We start from the raw sequence: 17,908 nt of genomic DNA, 5'->3' as shown, positions 1-17,908 counted from the left end.
TTTATGCATTCTCCTTTTCATCATCTAACACTTTATAGCTATATTCTTCAATCACTGTATTTGCAAACAATTTTTCACTTAGAGTTGTAATAATGTTGTGTACCTTTTCATCACTAACCTCATCCACTGTCATATATAATACTTTTCCTACACGAATATCATTCACTTGTGCATAACCTAAGTCATGTACAGCTCGAGTAAGCGTTTGTCCTTGCGTATCTAATACTTGTGGTTGTAATGTGATATGTAGTTCAATTGTTTTCATTATTTTAAATCCTCCAATTTGTTTAAAAATATTTGATATGTTTCAATCAGTGATCCAGTGTTATTTCTATATACATCTTTATCAAAGTTTGCATTGGTAGCTTTATCCCAAATTCGACATGTATCTGGAGATATTTCATCCGCTAACAAAATTTGACCAGTCTCAGTCTTTCCAAATTCGATTTTAAAATCTACTAATTTTAAATTCATAGCATCCATTAATTGTTTCAACACATTATTAATCTTTAATGCTTTGGATTTTAGTATTTCAATATCTTCATCTGATGCTATATTGAGCAATTTAACATGGTCATCCGTTATCAACGGATCATTTAACGCATCATTTTTATAGAAAAATTCTACAAGTGGTTCTCTAAAAACTTCACCATTTTCAAAACCTAAACGCTTTGTAATAGATCCACTAGCAATATTACGAACAACTACTTCTAATGGAATTATTTTCACAGGCTTAACTAATTGTTCTGTTTCAGATAATTGTTTAATAAAGTGACTTTCTATTCCATTTTCTTGTAAATATTTAAATATAATAGAAGTAATTTGATTATTTAATCGCCCCTTACCTGCCATTGTGTCTTTCTTAGCCCCGTTTCCAGCAGTAACTTCATCTTTATATTCAACTCTTAATTCATTTTCTTGATTTGTTGAGAAAATGCGCTTCGCTTTTCCTTCATATAATAATGTCATGCTTTAATTACTCCCCTCAAATTTAGCGTACATATCTTGTTCAGTTTGGTTTACATCATTCGTTAGTACAGTCATATGCCCCATTTTTCTGCTATCTTTACGCCCAGACTTACCATAAATATGTAAGTGCCACTCTGGATGTTCATTAAATTCATTTTCCAATAAATCTAAGTCTTTACCTAGTAAGTTCATCATGACTGCAGGCTTTAATAATTCAATTGAATTTGGTAATGATTGTCCGGTAACTGCTAAAATATGAGTATCAAATTGTGAATAATCACATGCTTCAATTGAATAATGTCCTGAATTGTGAGGCCTTGGTGCAATCTCGTTCACATACAATTGGTTGTTACTATCTATAAAAAATTCCACTGTAAATGTTCCAATGAAATGAATCGATTGGATAATTTTATTAACTTGCTCTTTCGCCTCAGCTGTTTTATCTATTCTCGCTGGAACAATTGTTTTGAAAAGTATTTGATTTCTATGCTCATTTTCTTGTAATGGGAAAAAAGTGATTTGATTGTTGTTTCCTCTTGTAACAGTAAGAGATACTTCTTTCTTGATATTCAAATATTTTTCAGCTACGCATTCACTAGTTTCAATTAATTTAAAACCTTCTTGTAAGTCTTTTTCGTTGTTAATTAAAACTTGACCTTTGCCATCGTAGCCACCAAATCTAGTTTTTACAATAAAAGGATATCCTAATGTTTCAATTGCTTTGTCAATATCTGTAGATTCTTTTACTGAAATGAACGGGACAACTTTGGTACCAGCACTTTTTAATGTTTCTTTTTCAGTTAAGCGGTCTTGTAATAACTGTATAGCTTGGTAACCTTGCGGAATATTGTACTTTTCACATAATAGTTTTAATTGTTGGGCTGAAATGTTTTCAAATTCATAAGTAATCACATCACATTTTTGTCCTAATTGATTGAGTGCCTTTTCATCGTCATACTTGGCTTGTATAAATTCGTGTGCAACGTATCTACATGGACAATCTTCAGCAGGATCCAATACAACCACTTTATAACCCATTTTTTGAGCTGATTGTGCCATCATCTTTCCAAGCTGACCACCACCAATAATGCCAATAGTCGCACCAAACTTTAATTTATTGAAGTTCATTTTGCATGTCCTCCACTTTTTGAATTAACGAAGATTCATACTGATTTAGTTTTTCAACTAAAGAAGGATTTTGAATACTTAACATTCTTGCTGCAAGTATACCTGCGTTTTTAGCACCTGCTGCACCAATTGCAGTCGTTGCAACCGGAATACCTCCTGGCATTTGAACAATTGATAATAAAGAATCTATACCCTTTAAACTTTTTGTTTCAATCGGCACTCCAATAACTGGTAGCGTCGTTAATGATGCAACCATACCTGGTAAATGTGCCGCACCGCCAGCGCCTGCAATGATAATGTTTATACCTCTTTCTCTCGCTTCAGAAGCAAATTGAACCATCATTTTTGGCGTACGATGTGCGGATACTACTTGTTTTTCGTACGGAATTTCAAAATAATCCAACATGTTACAACTCTCTTGCATAATTTTCCAATCGGAAGAACTGCCCATAATGACTGCTACTTTCACTTTGTACACCCTTTCAAAAGTTTGAATTGTGAATTACTTTAGTTGTATATTATAGATATAGCATAACAAGCAATTTCTGCTTTTTCAATCAAAAATCGAACTTTATTTTTATTTTTTGTTTGAATTTACGTCTTTTGCTATGTAAATTAGTTTTATGAACTAACAAAGTTAGGATATTGACAATAGGAGGAGAAGTTTTTATGGTTGCTAAAATTTTAGATGGTAAACAAATTGCCAAAGACTACAGACAGGGGTTACAAGATCAAGTTGAAGCGCTAAAAGAAAAGGGTTTTACACCTAAATTATCCGTTATATTAGTTGGTAATGATGGCGCTAGTCAAAGTTATGTTAGATCAAAAAAGAAAGCAGCTGAAAAAATTGGTATGATTTCAGAAATCGTACATTTGGAAGAAACAGCTACTGAAGAAGAAGTATTAAACGAACTAAATAGACTAAATAATGATGATTCTGTAAGTGGTATTTTGGTACAAGTACCATTACCAAAACAAGTTAGCGAACAGAAAATATTAGAAGCAATCAATCCTGAAAAAGATGTGGACGGTTTTCATCCAATAAATATAGGGAAATTATATATCGATGAACAAACTTTTGTACCTTGCACACCGCTCGGCATCATGGAAATATTAAAACATGCTGATATTGATTTAGAAGGTAAAAATGCATTTGTAATTGGACGAAGTCATATTGTCGGACAACCAGTTTCTAAGTTACTACTTCAAAAAAATGCATCAGTAACAATCTTACATTCTCGTTCAAAAGATATGGCATCATATTTAAAAGATGCTGATGTCATTGTCAGTGCAGTTGGTAAGCCTGGTTTAGTAACAAAAGATGTGGTCAAAGAAGGAGCAGTAATTATCGATGTTGGCAATACGCCAGATGAAAATGGCAAATTAAAAGGTGACGTTGATTATGATGCGGTTAAAGAAATTGCTGGAGCTATTACACCAGTTCCTGGTGGCGTTGGTCCATTAACAATTACTATGGTATTAAATAATACTTTGCTTGCAGAAAAAATGCGTCGAGGTATTGATTCGTAAAGAGCCTGAGACATAAATCAATGTTCTATGCTCTACAAAGTTATAATGGCAGTAGTTGACTGAACGAAAATTCGCTTGTAACAAGCTTTTTTCAATTCTAGTCAACCTTGCCGGGGTGGGACGACGAAATAAATTTTACGAAAATATCATTTCTGTCCCACTCCCTAATAACTGAGTTTTAATGAACTCTTTTAACCCACATTAAATATTATTTTGCAATTGCAATGAATAACAAGAAAAACCTGGGACATTAATCGATCAAATGCTCCCTTCAAAGTAGACATTGAATAAATGAAGGCTTTGAAGGGAGCATTTCACTTTGTTCTTGGCTCAACAATTTTATATAGACAGTAGTTAATTGAATGAAAATAAGCTTGTAACAAGTTTTCAATTCTAGTCAGGGGCCCCAACAAAGAAGCTGACGAAAAGTCAGCTTACAATAATGTGCAAGTTGGGGAGGGGTCCCAACACAGAGAATTTCGAAAAGAAATTCTACAGGCAATGCGAGTTGGGGTGGGGGCCCCATCACAGAAGCTGTGACTATGATAAAGTACTACTACATAGTTAATCATTAGTGGTTCTTTATCATTTTCGCCTCCCTTTTCTTATTGTTTTGAAACACAAAAATTTAAGTTCAAACTGTCGAATAAAGTTATATTTGATTTCAAATTATCCCTAAATTATTAATTTTACAATTGTGGCAGATTTTCAAAATAATAATTATTTCCTCATTATTTATAAATTTATATTTAAATTTCATTCTTTATAGGGTAAGATTAGGACTATAGTATGATGTGTAAATAATATAAATTAAGGTATAGTAAAGCTAACTCAGAAATGACTTATCATTCGGAGGTTACATTATGAATAAACTATTACAGTCATTATCAGCCCTCGGTGTTTCTGCTACACTAGTAACACCAAATTTAAATGCAGATGCAACGACGAATACTACACCACAAATTAAAGGCGCTAATGATATCGTTATTAAGAAAGGTCAAGATTATAACCTTCTAAACGGCATAAGTGCATTTGATAAAGAAGATGGAGATTTAACCGATAAAATTAAAGTCGATGGCCAAATTGATACATCTAAATCTGGTAAATATCAAATTAAATATCATGTCACTGATTCAGATGGTGCAATTAAAATTTCCACTAGGTATATTGAGGTTAAATAGCCCTCATCACTATACTGCAAATAAAATGGTAGCAAACGAACATGTTTTGCTACCATTTTATTTGTTATTCTAACTTCATCTGCAACTTTAACCCAAATATTGTATTTTTTCTGTATACCAAAGGACTACCTATCAAATTATTAAAACTTAACTGCTCTTTTTAAAAAAATGTTTTGATTTTGAACAAACAAATTTCCACTTTTCATTGTTTAACGATAAATTACTTTTGGCAAATTCCTTATTAAAATGTTTGCGCTTCCTTTCAATCAACTAGCCATCATTTTCAATTTATTAGACAATTTCAAACTTTTTTTATTTTCATTCAATTAACCTTTAATTGAAAGCTATTCTCAACTTTCCTTTTAAATATGAAGCAATTTTTTCAAAAACGCTATTAGTCACAAAATGTACACATAATTTTAACAAATGTGTGAACCCACGTCACACCTTGATTTATCAACATTTTTGATACAATTTTATTAATTTTTTTTCCATAAGCCCTTGTAAATATTGTGTAATAACTTAAAATTAATGTTAAGCCCTACATTTGTAGTATTAGGAGGTCAAAAAAGTGTCAAAATTTAAGTCTTTGCTTCTATTATTTGGCACACTAATTTTACTTAGTGGTTGTTCAAATATAGAAATTTTCAACGCAAAAGGGCCAGTAGCAAGTAGTCAGAAGTTCTTGATTCTTTATTCAATCGTCTTCATGCTTGTTATTTGTTTCGTTGTACTTGGCATGTTCGCCATTTTTATTTACAAGTATAGTTATAATAAGAATGCCGAATCTGGTAAGATGCACCATAATGCCATCATTGAAACAATATGGTTTGTAATACCTATCATAATCGTTGCTGCTTTAGCTATTCCTACAGTTAAAACTTTATACGATTACGAAAAACCACCGAAGAGTGAGAAAGATCCAATGGTTGTATATGCAGTAAGTGCAGGATACAAATGGTTCTTTGCTTATCCAGATGAACATATAGAGACTGTTAACACATTAACAATCCCTAAAGATCGTCCTGTTGTATTTAAGCTTCAAGCTATGGATACAATGACAAGTTTCTGGATTCCACAATTAGGTGGTCAAAAATATGCCATGACTGGCATGACAATGAATTGGACGTTAGAAGCATCTCAAACTGGTACGTTCAGAGGTCGTAACTCTAACTTCAATGGTGAAGGATTCTCACGTCAAACATTTAAAGTAAATGCCGTTAGTCAAAAAGACTACGACAAATGGGTGAAAGAAGTTAAAGGTAAGAAAACGTTAGATCAAGATACATTTGATAAACAATTATTACCAAGCACACCTAATAAAGCTTTAGAATTTAATGGTACACATATGGCGTTTGTTGATCCAGCAGCCGATCCAGAATACATCTTCTATGCATATAAACGTTTCAATTTCGAATTGAAAGATCCAAACTTCACTAGTGAAGAAAATATGTTTAAAGATGTATCAGACAAACCATTAATACCTGCTCGTAAAGCTCAAATTACAAATGCGAACTATAAACGACATGGTATGAAGTTGATGATTCTTGGAAATGACGAACCATATAACAATGAGTTCAAGAAAGATGAATCGAAAAATGCGAAAGAAATGAAGAAAATTTCAAAAGATGCGCAAGATCAAGACAATGATGATCATGGAGGTGGACATTAATGAATTTTCCATGGGATCAATTACTAGTTAAAGGTAACTGGATGATTACAATGGCACAAATTGGTGCCCCATTCTTAGTTATTGGTTTAATCGCAGTAATTACTTACTTTAAATTATGGAAATATCTTTACAAAGAATGGTTCACATCTGTAGACCATAAGAAAATCGGTATTATGTATTTAATCTGTGCCGTATTAATGTTCGTCCGTGGTGGTATTGATGCGTTACTTATTCGTGCGCAATTAACAGTACCTGATAACAAATTTTTAGAATCTAACCACTATAACGAAATTTTTAGTACACATGGTGTAATCATGATTATCTTCATGGCAATGCCATTTATCTTTGGTTTATGGAATATCGTTGTTCCATTACAAATTGGAGCACGTGATGTTGCATTCCCAGTATTAAACAACGTAAGTTTCTGGCTATTCTTTGCAGGTATGATTTTATTCAACCTGTCATTTATTATTGGTGGTTCACCAGCAGCTGGTTGGACAAACTATGCGCCACTAGCAGGTGAATTCAGTCCTGGTCCGGGTGTTAACTATTACTTAATAGCTATACAAATTTCAGGGCTTGGTACCTTAGCTACAGGTATCAACTTCTTTGTAACAATTTTAAGATGTAAAACACCAACTATGAAGTTTATGCAAATGCCAATGTTTACAGTAACAACATTTATTACTACATTAATTGTTATTCTTGCTTTCCCTCCTTTAACAGTAGCGTTAGCATTAATGACAACTGATAGAATATTTGACACAGCATTCTTCACAGTTGCACATGGCGGTATGCCAATGCTTTGGGCTAACTTCTTCTGGGTATGGGGGCACCCTGAAGTTTATATCGTTATCCTTCCAGCATTTGGTATTTACTCAGAAATTATCCCGACATTCGCTCGTAAGCGTTTATTCGGACATCAAAGTATGGTATGGGCAACTGCCGGTATCGCGTTCCTTAGTTTCTTAGTTTGGGTTCACCATTTCTTCACAATGGGTAATGGTGCGTTAATCAACTCATTCTTCTCAATTTCAACAATGCTGATTGGTATTCCAACTGGTGTGAAATTGTTTAACTGGTTATTAACATTATATAAAGGACGTATTACATTTGAGTCACCAATGCTATTCTCATTAGCATTTATCCCTAACTTCCTTTTAGGTGGTGTTACGGGTGTAATGTTAGCAATGGCATCAGCTGACTATCAATATCACAATACGTACTTCTTAGTAGCTCACTTCCACTATACATTGGTTACTGGTGTTGTATTTGCCTGCTTAGCTGGTTTAATCTTCTGGTATCCAAAGATGATGGGTTACAAATTAAACGAAACATTAAACAAATGGTGCTTCTGGTTCTTCATGATCGGATTTAACGTTTGTTTCTTACCACAATTCATTCTTGGATTAGATGGTATGCCACGTCGTTTATACACTTATATGCCATCAGATGGTTGGTTCTTATTAAACTTAATTTCAACTATCGGTGCATTATTAATGGCAATCGGATTCTTATTCCTTGTTGTTAGTATCGTATACAGTCACTTCAAATCTCCACGTGAAGCAACTGGAGATAACTGGGATGGCCTTGGTCGTACTCTAGAGTGGACTACTGCATCAGCAATTCCACCTAAATACAACTTTGCCATTACACCAGATTGGAATGACTACGACACATTTGTTGATATGAAAGAACATGGTCGTCATTACTTAGACAACCATAATTACAAAGACATTCATATGCCAAACAATACTCCTGTTGGATTCTGGATTGGTATCTTTATGACTATCGGCGGTTTCTTCTTAATTTTCGAAACTGTAATTCCAGCATTAATTTGTTTATTCGGTATTTTTGGTACTATGATTTATCGCAGTTTCCAAATCGATCACGGATATCATATCCCTGCTGCTGAAGTTGCTGAAACTGAAGCTAGATTAAGAGAAGCGCGTATTAAAGAAAGGGAGGCTGTAAGTCATGAGTCATGATACAAACACTATTGATTCACGCACACATGAAGGCGAATTAAATAAGCTTGGCTTTTGGATTTTCATTACAGCCGAATTTGCGTTATTCGGTACCCTATTTGCGACACTATTAACTTTGCAACATGGTGGCGATTATGCAGGTAAAATGACTACTGAGTTATTTGAATTGCCTCTTGTTTTAATAATGACGTTTGCATTATTATTCAGTTCTTACACATGTGGTATTGCTATTTACTACATGCGCCAAGAAAAACAAAAGTTAATGATGTTTTGGATGATTATTACGTTACTTTTAGGTTTAGTCTTTGTTGGATTCGAAATTTATGAATTCGCACACTATGCATCAGAAGGCGTTAACCCAACAATTGGTTCTTACTGGTCTAGTTTCTTTATCCTATTAGGAACGCATGGTTGTCACGTATCGCTAGGTATCGTTTGGGCCATTTGTTTATTAATCCAAATCCAACGACGCGGATTAGACAAATATAATGCGCCAAAATTATTTATAGTAAGTTTATACTGGCACTTCTTAGATGTTGTTTGGGTTTTCATCTTTACTGCCGTATATATGATAGGGATGGTGTATAGCGGATGAGTACAATAATGAAACATACTGTAGGATTTATCGCATCTATCGTATTAACGCTTTTAGCAGTTTACGTAACACTATACACGTCATTAACATTCCACGCGAAGTTGACAATTATCTTTGGCTTTGCATTCGTCCAAGCAGGACTTCAATTATTAATGTTCATGCATTTAACTGAAGGTAAAGATGGACGTTTACAAACATTCAAAGTTATCTTTGCTCTTGTAATTACACTTTGTTTCGTTGTCGGAACATATTGGGTTATGCAAGGCGGTCACTCTTCACACTTATAAACAACATTTTAATAATGTAAAGTTTAACCAGCTAACACTTTTGTTAGCTGGTTTTTATTTTCCTTCAATTTTTAAATGGTTAAGTCCCCTTCTATATCTTATAAGACAATCATTATAATCAATTCAATTAATACATTAACAACCACAACTAATAAATATAGTAACTTCAAAATCCATATTTATGTCTAAAGATAATCTCAATGTTGTTCACGTCAATAAAATTATCCCTAGGTTTTTAAAAATTGTACATGTTTAAACAATCAAAAGTGTACATTATTAAATTATCATTTCCAGTTAGATTTAGAAAACATTCACACCACGCATGGACCAACGTATTCGTCTTCATTCATTTTAGTCTGATGCCAACTCACCAAATGATTTCCCCTTTTATCAGTTAACACATATTTTTAAACTCATCCTTCTTCAACCTTATACTTTAAACTTTTTACCACTATAAAAAAGAAGATATAACTCGTATACTGGTCAGATAAGGTCGATGCCTTAATGCCATATACATGTTATATCTTCTATATTAATTATTGAACAATAACACCCTTCGTATTGTAAGGTTTATTTTGTTTTAAAATATCATTATAAATATGTTTGATTCGAACTTCATTGTTTCCTTTTACATTTAATGCAAGTACAACTACATACTTATCATTATAGTAAACAGTAAAGACTTGTCCAAAGAATCCCCCGTTAAGTCTATTCAATGTTGGCTTAGCATAGAAACCATATCGATATTCATCTGGATACTTTTTCGTACCAAACTCATGTAATAATGGATTGGTTATTTTAGGACTGAATAATTTATATTGTTGTATTTGAGTAATTAATTTACCCATATCTGTTGGTGTCATATATAAATTACCTGCACCATAGTATTGGTCCAAAATATTAGGTCTTAAGAATGAAAGTCCTGTACTATTATAAGCATAACCTTTTGCTAGATATTTTTTAAAAGGTTGTTCATCATAAAATGCTGTGTGCTGAAGTTTTAAAGGATCTCCTATTTTTGTATAATAATTCTCAGCATAAGATTTACCTGTAACTTCTTCAATTACTTTCGCAAGTACTAAATAATTCCCATCGTTATACATATGCTTTTTGTATTTCTTAGGATCAATACCACGTTTTTGAATCGCTTTAACTGCTTGATCTAAATTTTTATAATCTTTTGAGGATTTATATTTATATAATCCACTTTGATGCAACATTAAATCTTTCAATGGGATAGGCTTAGATGTTTTAAACCATGGAAGGTATTTACTTACTGGATCATTGATATTTATTTTATGTTCTTCTTCTAACTGTTTTAACAGTAACCCTGTTGAAAATTTTTGAGCTGAACCTATTAAAAACATCGTATTCGGTGTGTTTTTAATACCTTTTTCAAAATCTTGATATCCATAACCTTTACTCATTTTCAATTTGCCATTTTCATATATAGCTACTGAACCGTTAAATAATGAACTTTGTAAATACTTGTCAATTTTCTTATATTTAGGATCCTTGCTATTATATACCTCTTTTAGTTTAGACGGCGCAACCTTTTCCTTATTACGATCCACTAAATATTTTTCATTGTCTGATAATTTTGTTTCCTTATGTATTGGGTCTATAGAATGTGTCTTCGTCTGTAATCGATGAAAAATTAACGCTATAGAAATAATGATAAATAATAGTACACACGCATGAATAACTAGTTTTACTTTATTAAATTTCATTTGATAATTGCCTCACAATGTATTCATTTTATATATTTAAATCGTTAAAAATTTGAACCTAGATGCCTAATAATACAACTTACAAAAATTAACTTATCATTCATTTATGCTTTACGCTACATAGTAATAAGTTTTTCTAATATGTTATCTATACAACAAAATTAATTATACCTTATCACTTTGTATAAATCACTCGAATTTATATTACGCCTTTAAATTTTTTAAGACATCATACTAAAGTCGCATTATATTTTTAAAAATGCTTTTTGATTTTAACAAAACATTCAAATTACAAGGAACTTTGACATAACATTTGTATTTTTTACTATAAAGTACTACAATTTAAGGCTATAATGTATTAGTAATGAAGTTGTATAAATATCGTTCAACTAATTATATTTTAAAATTATGATTATGATTTAACAAAAATTTAATATAGGAGCATCAATCATGAATAAATTTTTAAAATACTTTTTGATCCTTCTAGCATTGGTTCTCATTGTTGTTCCAATAGTCTTCGCTACGTTACTTTTTAAAACGTCCCAAGATGCATTCGAATCTTCTCAAGACAGCAAAAATGCTAATCGTCAATCCAACTTAAGAGATAATAAAGTCAATCCCGAAGAACAACCTATCTCTATTCTTTTCTTAGGTATCGATGATAACGATGGAAGAAGAAAAAAAGGACAGGATGCTGAACACTCTAGATCAGACGCTATGATTTTAACTACTTTTAATCAATCAAAACATCAAATTAGAATGCTTAGTATTCCACGTGATACTATCAGCTACATTCCTAAAGTTGGCTATTACGATAAGATTACCCATGCACATGCATATGGTGGTCCAATTGCCGCAATGGATTCGGTAGAAGCTACCATGAATGTACCTGTTGATTATTATGTGAGAGTCAATATGAAAGCATTTGTCGAGGCTGTAAATGAGCTTGGTGGCATATACTATGATGTGCCATACGACTTAAATGAACCTAACACAGATGATACTGGTAAGATTAAAATTAAAAAAGGGTACCAAAAATTAAATGGTGATGAGGCTTTAGCAGTTGCTAGAACTAGACATCATGATTCAGACTTAAAACGTGGACAACGTCAAATGGAATTAATTAAGATTTTATTCCAAAAAGCACAGGAAGTTGATTCTATTGATAAACTTGATAACGTGATTCAAATTGTAGGTAAAAATGCAAAGCATAATTTAACTAACTCTGAAATTAAAGCTTTAGCAAAAATGTACTTAACAAATGATGTTGAAATTAAAACTGCGCAATTAAAAGGTAAAGATGATATGTTAAATGGTATTTACTATTATCATCCAAGTGTTGAAAGCATTCAAAAATATGCAAACTTACTTCGTAAAGACTTAGAATTATCACCTATTAATGATAAAAATGATTTCTTAGATCAACGTGTCATTAATCATTATGGTTCATTAATACCATTAACGCCTTTAGATAATAGTTTATTGAGAAAAGAACAAAATGATACGACAGATAAAGATAAGACATCTAACGAGAACAGTGATTCAACTAATAACAGTGATTCCAGCAATCAACAACAACCTGCTACAGATCAAAACTCAAATCAAAATCAAGGTGGCACACAACAAGCGCCACAAGCTTCAAATAACCAAAATGGTGTTGTAAATTAATATTATATGACGATTAACATTTACTATTTATGAAAGGAGCATCATACATGAGTAGAAAAACATACGAAAAGATTGCAAATATAAATGGCATGTTTAATATGTTAGAACAACAAATCATTCATAGCCAAGATATGGCTCATTTTAGAAGTGAATTTTTTTACGTCAATCATGAGCATCGAGAAAACTATGAAGCACTCCTAATTTATTACAAAAATAGTATCGACAATCCTATTGTAGATGGTGCATGTTATATTTTAGCCCTACCTGAAATTTTCAATAGTGTTGATGTTTTCGAATCAGAGTTACCATTTTCATGGGTATATGATGAAAATGGCATTACCGAAACAATGAAATCACTTAGCATTCCATTACAATATTTAGTTGCAGCAGCTTTAGAAGTAACTGATGTGAATATATTTAAGCCTTCAGGATTTACAATGGGAATGAATAATTGGAATATTGCTCAAATGCGAATCTTTTGGCAATATACAGCAATTATTAGAAAAGAAGCACTATAACATTAATAATTAATTAGCTATAAAGATGATTCACAACAATCATCTTTATAGCTTTTTTATGTCTAATTATTTTTGAGGAAAATAACAATCGTTATTCTATGTTATTATTAGTAAATTAAATGTAAATGATTTTGTTAGGATGTGGAGGAATTTTATGTTTTCAAAAGTAAACAATCAAAAGATGTTAGAAGATTGCTTCTATATAAGAAAGAAAGTGTTTGTAGAAGAACAAGGCGTCCCTGAGGAAAGTGAAATTGATGAATATGAATCTGAATCTATTCACCTCATTGGATATGATAATGGACAGCCAGTTGCCACTGCTCGAATACGCCCTATTAATGAAACAACTGTCAAAATAGAACGAGTAGCTGTGATGAAATCACATCGTGGACAAGGAATGGGTAGAATGCTTATGCAAGCTGTAGAATCATTAGCTAAAGATGAAGGTTTTTACGTAGCTACTATGAATGCCCAATGTCATGCTATCCCATTTTATGAAAGTTTAAACTTTAAAATGAGAGGTAATATATTTCTTGAGGAAGGCATCGAGCATATTGAAATGACAAAAAAGTTAACCTCGCTTAATTAAAAAAAGTTGTATCTATTTTAGAAACATTTGTAATAAACCAATTCTTAAATTGACATCAATTCTATTTGATTTGTCACGTCACCATTGAGATTCAAAATTTTTTTCATTTTTTTACAGTGAAAATGTAAATTAAGAGTATATTACAAATTGGTTAAATACGCACAGGTATATAAAACAGGTACTATAATGTTAGTAATAATTAATAAATGTTAGGAGTAATAAATAGAATGGCGAAAAAATTCAATTACAAACTACCATCAATGGTTGCATTAACGCTTGTAGGTTCAGCAGTCACTGCACATCAAGTTCAAGCAGCTGAGACGACACAAGATCAAACTGCTAATAAAAACGTTTTAGATAGTAATAAAGTTAAAGCAACTACTGAACAAGCAAAAGCTGAGGTAAAAAATCCAACGCAAAACATTTCTGGCACTCAAGTATATCAAGACCCTGCTATTGTCCAACCAAAAACAGCAAATAACAAAACAGGCAATGCTCAAGTAAGTCAAAAAGTTGATACTGCACAAGTAAATGGTGACACTCGTGCTAATCAATCAGCGACTACAAATAATACGCAGCCTGTTGCAAAGTCAACAAGCACTACAGCACCTAAAACTAACACTAATGTTACAAATGCTGGTTATAGTTTAGTTGATGATGAAGATGATAATTCAGAAAATCAAATTAATCCAGAATTAATTAAATCAGCTGCTAAACCTGCAGCTCTTGAAACGCAATATAAAACCGCAGCACCTAAAGCTGCAACTACATCAGCACCTAAAGCTAAAACTGAAGCGACACCTAAAGTAACTACTTTTAGCGCTTCAGCACAACCAAGATCAGTTGCTGCAACACCAAAAACGAGTTTGCCAAAATATAAACCACAAGTAAACTCTTCAATTAACGATTACATTCGTAAAAATAACTTAAAAGCACCTAAAATTGAAGAAGATTATACATCTTACTTCCCTAAATACGCATACCGTAACGGCGTAGGTCGTCCTGAAGGTATCGTAGTTCATGATACAGCTAATGATCGTTCGACGATAAATGGTGAAATTAGTTATATGAAAAATAACTATCAAAACGCATTCGTACATGCATTTGTTGATGGGGATCGTATAATCGAAACAGCACCAACGGATTACTTATCTTGGGGTGTCGGTGCAGTCGGTAACCCTAGATTCATCAATGTTGAAATCGTACACACACACGACTATGCTTTATTTGCACGTTCAATGAATAACTATGCTGACTATGCAGCTACACAATTACAATATTATGGTTTAAAACCAGACAGTGCTGAGTATGATGGAAATGGTACAGTATGGACTCACTACGCTGTAAGTAAATATTTAGGTGGTACTGACCATGCCGATCCACATGGATATTTAAGAAGTCATAATTATAGTTATGATCAATTATATGACTTAATTAATGAAAAATATTTAATAAAAATGGGTAAAGTGGCGCCATGGGGTACGCAATCTACAACTACCCCTACTACACCATCAAAACCAACAACACCGTCGAAACCATCAACTGGTAAATTAACAGTTGCTGCAAACAATGGTGTCGCACAAATCAAACCAACAAATAGTGGTTTATATACTACTGTATACGACAAAACTGGTAAAGCAACTAATGAAGTTCAAAAAACATTTGCTGTATCTAAAACAGCTACATTAGGTAATCAAAAATTCTATCTTGTTCAAGATTACAATTCTGGTAATAAATTTGGTTGGGTTAAAGAAGGCGATGTGGTTTACAACACAGCTAAATCACCTGTAAATGTAAATCAATCATATTCAATCAAACCTGGTACGAAACTTTATACAGTACCTTGGGGTACATCTAAACAAGTTGCTGGTAGTGTGTCTGGCTCTGGAAACCAAACATTTAAGGCTTCAAAGCAACAACAAATTGATAAATCAATTTATTTATATGGCTCTGTGAATGGTAAATCTGGTTGGGTAAGTAAAGCATATTTAGTTGATACTGCTAAACCTACGCCTACACCAACACCTAAGCCATCAACACCTACAACAAATAATAAATTAACAGTTTCATCATTAAACGGTGTTGCTCAAATTAATGCTAAAAACAATGGCTTATTCACTACAGTTTATGACAAAACTGGTAAGCCAACGAAAGAAGTTCAAAAAACATTTGCTGTAACAAAAGAAGCAAGTCTAGGTGGAAACAAATTCTACTTAGTTAAAGATTACAATAGTCCAACTTTAATTGGTTGGGTTAAACAAGGTGACGTTATTTATAACAATGCAAAATCACCTGTAAATGTAATGCAAACATATACAGTAAAACCAGGCACTAAATTATATTCAGTACCTTGGGGCACTTATAAACAAGAAGCTGGTGCGGTTTCTGGTACAGGTAACCAAACTTTTAAAGCGACTAAGCAACAACAAATTGATAAATCTATCTATTTATTTGGAACTGTAAATGGTAAATCTGGTTGGGTAAGTAAAGCATATTTAGCTGTACCTGCTGCACCTAAAAAAGCAGTAGCACAACCAAAAACAGCTGTAAAAGCTTATACTGTTACTAAACCACAAACGACTCAAACAGTTAGCAAAATTGCTCAAGTTAAACCAAACAACACTGGTATTCGTGCTTCTGTTTATGAAAAAACAGCGAAAAACGGTGCGAAATATGCAGACCGTACGTTCTATGTAACAAAAGAGCGTGCTCATGGTAATGAAACGTATGTATTATTAAACAATACAAGCCATAACATCCCATTAGGTTGGTTCAATGTAAAAGACTTAAATGTTCAAAACTTAGGCAAAGAAGTTAAAACGACTCAAAAATATACTGTTAATAAATCAAATAACGGCTTATCAATGGTTCCTTGGGGTACTAAAAACCAAGTCATTTTAACAGGCAATAACATTGCTCAAGGTACATTTAATGCAACGAAACAAGTATCTGTAGGCAAAGATGTTTATTTATACGGTACTATTAATAACCGCACTGGTTGGGTAAATGCAAAAGATTTAACTGCACCAACTGCTGTGAAACCAACTACATCAGCTGCCAAAGATTATAACTACACTTATGTAATTAAAAATGGTAATGGTTATTACTATGTAACACCAAATTCTGATACAGCTAAATTCTCATTAAAAGCATTTAATGAACAACCATTCGCAGTTGTTAAAGAACAAGTCATTAATGGACAAACTTGGTACTATGGTAAATTATCTAACGGTAAATTAGCATGGATTAAATCAACTGATTTAGCTAAAGAATTAATTAAGTATAATCAAACAGGTATGACATTAAACCAAGTTGCTCAAATACAAGCTGGTTTACAATATAAACCACAAGTACAACGTGTACCAGGTAAGTGGACAGATGCTAACTTTAATGATGTTAAGCATGCAATGGATACGAAGCGTTTAGCTCAAGATCCAGCATTAAAATATCAATTCTTACGCTTAGACCAACCACAAAATATTTCTATTGATAAAATCAATCAATTCTTAAAAGGTAAAGGTGTATTAGAAAACCAAGGTGCTGCATTTAACAAAGCTGCTCAAATGTATGGCATTAATGAAGTTTATCTTATCTCACATGCCCTATTAGAAACAGGTAACGGTACTTCTCAATTAGCGAAAGGTGCAGATGTAGTGAACAACAAAGTTGTAACTAACTCAAACACGAAATACCATAACGTATTTGGTATTGCTGCATATGATAACGATCCTTTACGTGAAGGTATTAAATATGCTAAACAAGCTGGTTGGGACACAGTATCAAAAGCAATCGTTGGTGGTGCTAAATTCATCGGCAACTCATATGTAAAAGCTGGTCAAAATACACTTTACAAAATGAGATGGAATCCTGCACATCCAGGAACACACCAATATGCTACAGATGTAGATTGGGCTAACATCAATGCTAAAATCATCAAAGGCTACTATGATAAAATTGGCGAAGTCGGCAAATACTTCGACATTCCACAATATAAATAAGCAACATGAACATAGGATCAAAAGTCATCCCCCACTATCAATCATGGGGGATGAC

16 protein-coding genes are annotated in these 17,908 nt (G+C 32.8%); 10 read left to right on the top strand and 6 right to left on the bottom strand.

The window, feature by feature from the left end:
• Nucleotide 1: 1 nt before the first annotated feature.
• From purS to purE, 4 genes are read right to left on the bottom strand one after another with little or no spacing between them, the layout of a single operon-like run.
• Nucleotides 2–265: a phosphoribosylformylglycinamidine synthase subunit PurS gene (gene purS / locus JQN76_RS08930; protein WP_000848350.1), complete on the bottom strand. Its 264-nt coding sequence runs from the start codon at nucleotides 263–265 to the stop codon at nucleotides 2–4.
• Nucleotides 265–969 (bottom strand): phosphoribosylaminoimidazolesuccinocarboxamide synthase, encoded by a 705-nt coding sequence (gene purC / locus JQN76_RS08925; protein WP_000174053.1) that lies wholly within the window; start codon nucleotides 967–969, stop codon nucleotides 265–267. Before purC ends, purS begins: the two co-directional genes overlap by 1 nt.
• Before the next feature lie 3 nt (nucleotides 970–972).
• Nucleotides 973–2,097 (bottom strand): 5-(carboxyamino)imidazole ribonucleotide synthase, encoded by a 1,125-nt coding sequence (gene purK / locus JQN76_RS08920; protein WP_001010407.1) that lies wholly within the window; start codon nucleotides 2,095–2,097, stop codon nucleotides 973–975.
• Nucleotides 2,084–2,566 carry a 5-(carboxyamino)imidazole ribonucleotide mutase gene (gene purE, locus JQN76_RS08915; RefSeq protein WP_000861572.1) on the bottom strand — a complete coding sequence of 161 codons (483 nt, stop codon included), beginning with the start codon at nucleotides 2,564–2,566 and terminating at the stop codon, nucleotides 2,084–2,086. The genes purK and purE overlap by 14 nt, the downstream gene beginning before the upstream one ends.
• A 200-nt stretch (nucleotides 2,567–2,766) precedes the next feature.
• On the opposite strand from purE, the gene folD reads away from it, so the two are divergent.
• Both folD and JQN76_RS08905 read left to right on the top strand, forming a co-directional pair.
• Nucleotides 2,767–3,627, top strand: a complete 861-nt coding sequence (gene folD, locus JQN76_RS08910) for a bifunctional methylenetetrahydrofolate dehydrogenase/methenyltetrahydrofolate cyclohydrolase FolD (RefSeq protein WP_205397767.1) — start codon at nucleotides 2,767–2,769, stop codon at nucleotides 3,625–3,627.
• Nucleotides 3,628–4,490: 863 nt separating this feature from the next.
• The gene (locus JQN76_RS08905) at nucleotides 4,491–4,808 is read left to right on the top strand and encodes a DUF5011 domain-containing protein (protein WP_001037831.1); all 318 of its coding nucleotides are present in this window, start codon (nucleotides 4,491–4,493) and stop codon (nucleotides 4,806–4,808) included.
• Between the two features lie 147 nt (nucleotides 4,809–4,955).
• Here JQN76_RS08905 and JQN76_RS08900 read toward each other — a convergent pair whose 3' ends face one another.
• A complete protein-coding gene (locus JQN76_RS08900) occupies nucleotides 4,956–5,078 on the bottom strand; it encodes a hypothetical protein (RefSeq protein ID WP_001790624.1) in 123 nt (40 codons plus the stop codon).
• A 301-nt stretch (nucleotides 5,079–5,379) separates the two neighbouring features.
• On the opposite strand from JQN76_RS08900, the gene qoxA reads away from it, so the two are divergent.
• From qoxA to qoxD, 4 genes are read left to right on the top strand one after another with little or no spacing between them, the layout of a single operon-like run.
• The gene (qoxA, locus tag JQN76_RS08895; RefSeq protein ID WP_000032836.1) at nucleotides 5,380–6,480 is read left to right on the top strand and encodes a cytochrome aa3 quinol oxidase subunit II; all 1,101 of its coding nucleotides are present in this window, start codon (nucleotides 5,380–5,382) and stop codon (nucleotides 6,478–6,480) included.
• Entirely contained in the window at nucleotides 6,480–8,468 is a 1,989-nt protein-coding gene (gene qoxB / locus JQN76_RS08890) for a cytochrome aa3 quinol oxidase subunit I (RefSeq protein WP_001010762.1), read from the top strand. Before qoxA ends, qoxB begins: the two co-directional genes overlap by 1 nt.
• Nucleotides 8,458–9,063 carry a cytochrome aa3 quinol oxidase subunit III gene (gene qoxC, locus JQN76_RS08885; RefSeq protein WP_000017736.1) on the top strand — a complete coding sequence of 202 codons (606 nt, stop codon included), beginning with the start codon at nucleotides 8,458–8,460 and terminating at the stop codon, nucleotides 9,061–9,063. The genes qoxB and qoxC overlap by 11 nt, the downstream gene beginning before the upstream one ends.
• Nucleotides 9,064–9,071: 8 nt before the next feature.
• Nucleotides 9,072–9,350, top strand: coding sequence for a cytochrome aa3 quinol oxidase subunit IV (gene qoxD, locus JQN76_RS08880; protein ID WP_001797236.1), 279 nt, complete (start codon nucleotides 9,072–9,074; stop codon nucleotides 9,348–9,350).
• Nucleotides 9,351–9,886: 536 nt separating this feature from the next.
• On the opposite strand, the gene fmtA is transcribed toward qoxD, so the two are convergent.
• Complete coding sequence (gene fmtA / locus JQN76_RS08875) at nucleotides 9,887–11,080, bottom strand: teichoic acid D-Ala esterase FmtA (RefSeq protein ID WP_000671243.1); 1,194 nt, start codon at nucleotides 11,078–11,080, stop codon at nucleotides 9,887–9,889.
• Nucleotides 11,081–11,530: 450 nt separating this feature from the next.
• Between fmtA and JQN76_RS08870 the strand changes: the two genes are divergently transcribed.
• From JQN76_RS08870 to atl, 4 genes are all read left to right on the top strand, one after another.
• Nucleotides 11,531–12,748, top strand: a complete 1,218-nt coding sequence (locus JQN76_RS08870) for a polyisoprenyl-teichoic acid--peptidoglycan teichoic acid transferase (protein WP_001031975.1) — start codon at nucleotides 11,531–11,533, stop codon at nucleotides 12,746–12,748.
• A 47-nt stretch (nucleotides 12,749–12,795) separates the two neighbouring features.
• Entirely contained in the window at nucleotides 12,796–13,266 is a 471-nt protein-coding gene (locus JQN76_RS08865) for an osmotic stress response protein (RefSeq protein WP_000088431.1), read from the top strand.
• A 154-nt stretch (nucleotides 13,267–13,420) separates the two neighbouring features.
• Nucleotides 13,421–13,855 (top strand): GNAT family N-acetyltransferase, encoded by a 435-nt coding sequence (locus tag JQN76_RS08860; RefSeq protein ID WP_000491986.1) that lies wholly within the window; start codon nucleotides 13,421–13,423, stop codon nucleotides 13,853–13,855.
• A 227-nt stretch (nucleotides 13,856–14,082) separates the two neighbouring features.
• Nucleotides 14,083–17,853, top strand: coding sequence for a bifunctional autolysin (gene atl, locus JQN76_RS08855; protein WP_001836773.1), 3,771 nt, complete (start codon nucleotides 14,083–14,085; stop codon nucleotides 17,851–17,853).
• Nucleotides 17,854–17,908 lie beyond the last annotated feature (55 nt).

This window comes from Staphylococcus sp. SM3655, from assembly GCF_016917315.1.
Classification (GTDB): domain Bacteria; phylum Bacillota; class Bacilli; order Staphylococcales; family Staphylococcaceae; genus Staphylococcus; species Staphylococcus aureus.
The sequence above is the reverse complement of the archived record's forward strand: the minus strand, read 5'-3'. Positions and strand labels throughout refer to the sequence as shown.

What these genes read in the sequence shown, in the direction of transcription:
- purS (WP_000848350.1), bottom strand. Translation starts at nt 265, where the DNA reads ATGAAAACAATTGAACTACATATCACATTACAACCACAAGTATTAGAT.
- purC (WP_000174053.1), bottom strand. Translation starts at nt 969, where the DNA reads ATGACATTATTATATGAAGGAAAAGCGAAGCGCATTTTCTCAACAAAT.
- purK (WP_001010407.1), bottom strand. Translation starts at nt 2,097, where the DNA reads ATGAACTTCAATAAATTAAAGTTTGGTGCGACTATTGGCATTATTGGT.
- folD (WP_205397767.1), top strand. Translation starts at nt 2,767, where the DNA reads ATGGTTGCTAAAATTTTAGATGGTAAACAAATTGCCAAAGACTACAGA.
- JQN76_RS08905 (WP_001037831.1), top strand. Translation starts at nt 4,491, where the DNA reads ATGAATAAACTATTACAGTCATTATCAGCCCTCGGTGTTTCTGCTACA.
- qoxB (WP_001010762.1), top strand. Translation starts at nt 6,480, where the DNA reads ATGAATTTTCCATGGGATCAATTACTAGTTAAAGGTAACTGGATGATT.
- qoxC (WP_000017736.1), top strand. Translation starts at nt 8,458, where the DNA reads ATGAGTCATGATACAAACACTATTGATTCACGCACACATGAAGGCGAA.
- qoxD (WP_001797236.1), top strand. Translation starts at nt 9,072, where the DNA reads ATGAAACATACTGTAGGATTTATCGCATCTATCGTATTAACGCTTTTA.
- fmtA (WP_000671243.1), bottom strand. Translation starts at nt 11,080, where the DNA reads ATGAAATTTAATAAAGTAAAACTAGTTATTCATGCGTGTGTACTATTA.
- JQN76_RS08870 (WP_001031975.1), top strand. Translation starts at nt 11,531, where the DNA reads ATGAATAAATTTTTAAAATACTTTTTGATCCTTCTAGCATTGGTTCTC.
- JQN76_RS08865 (WP_000088431.1), top strand. Translation starts at nt 12,796, where the DNA reads ATGAGTAGAAAAACATACGAAAAGATTGCAAATATAAATGGCATGTTT.
- JQN76_RS08860 (WP_000491986.1), top strand. Translation starts at nt 13,421, where the DNA reads ATGTTTTCAAAAGTAAACAATCAAAAGATGTTAGAAGATTGCTTCTAT.
- atl (WP_001836773.1), top strand. Translation starts at nt 14,083, where the DNA reads ATGGCGAAAAAATTCAATTACAAACTACCATCAATGGTTGCATTAACG.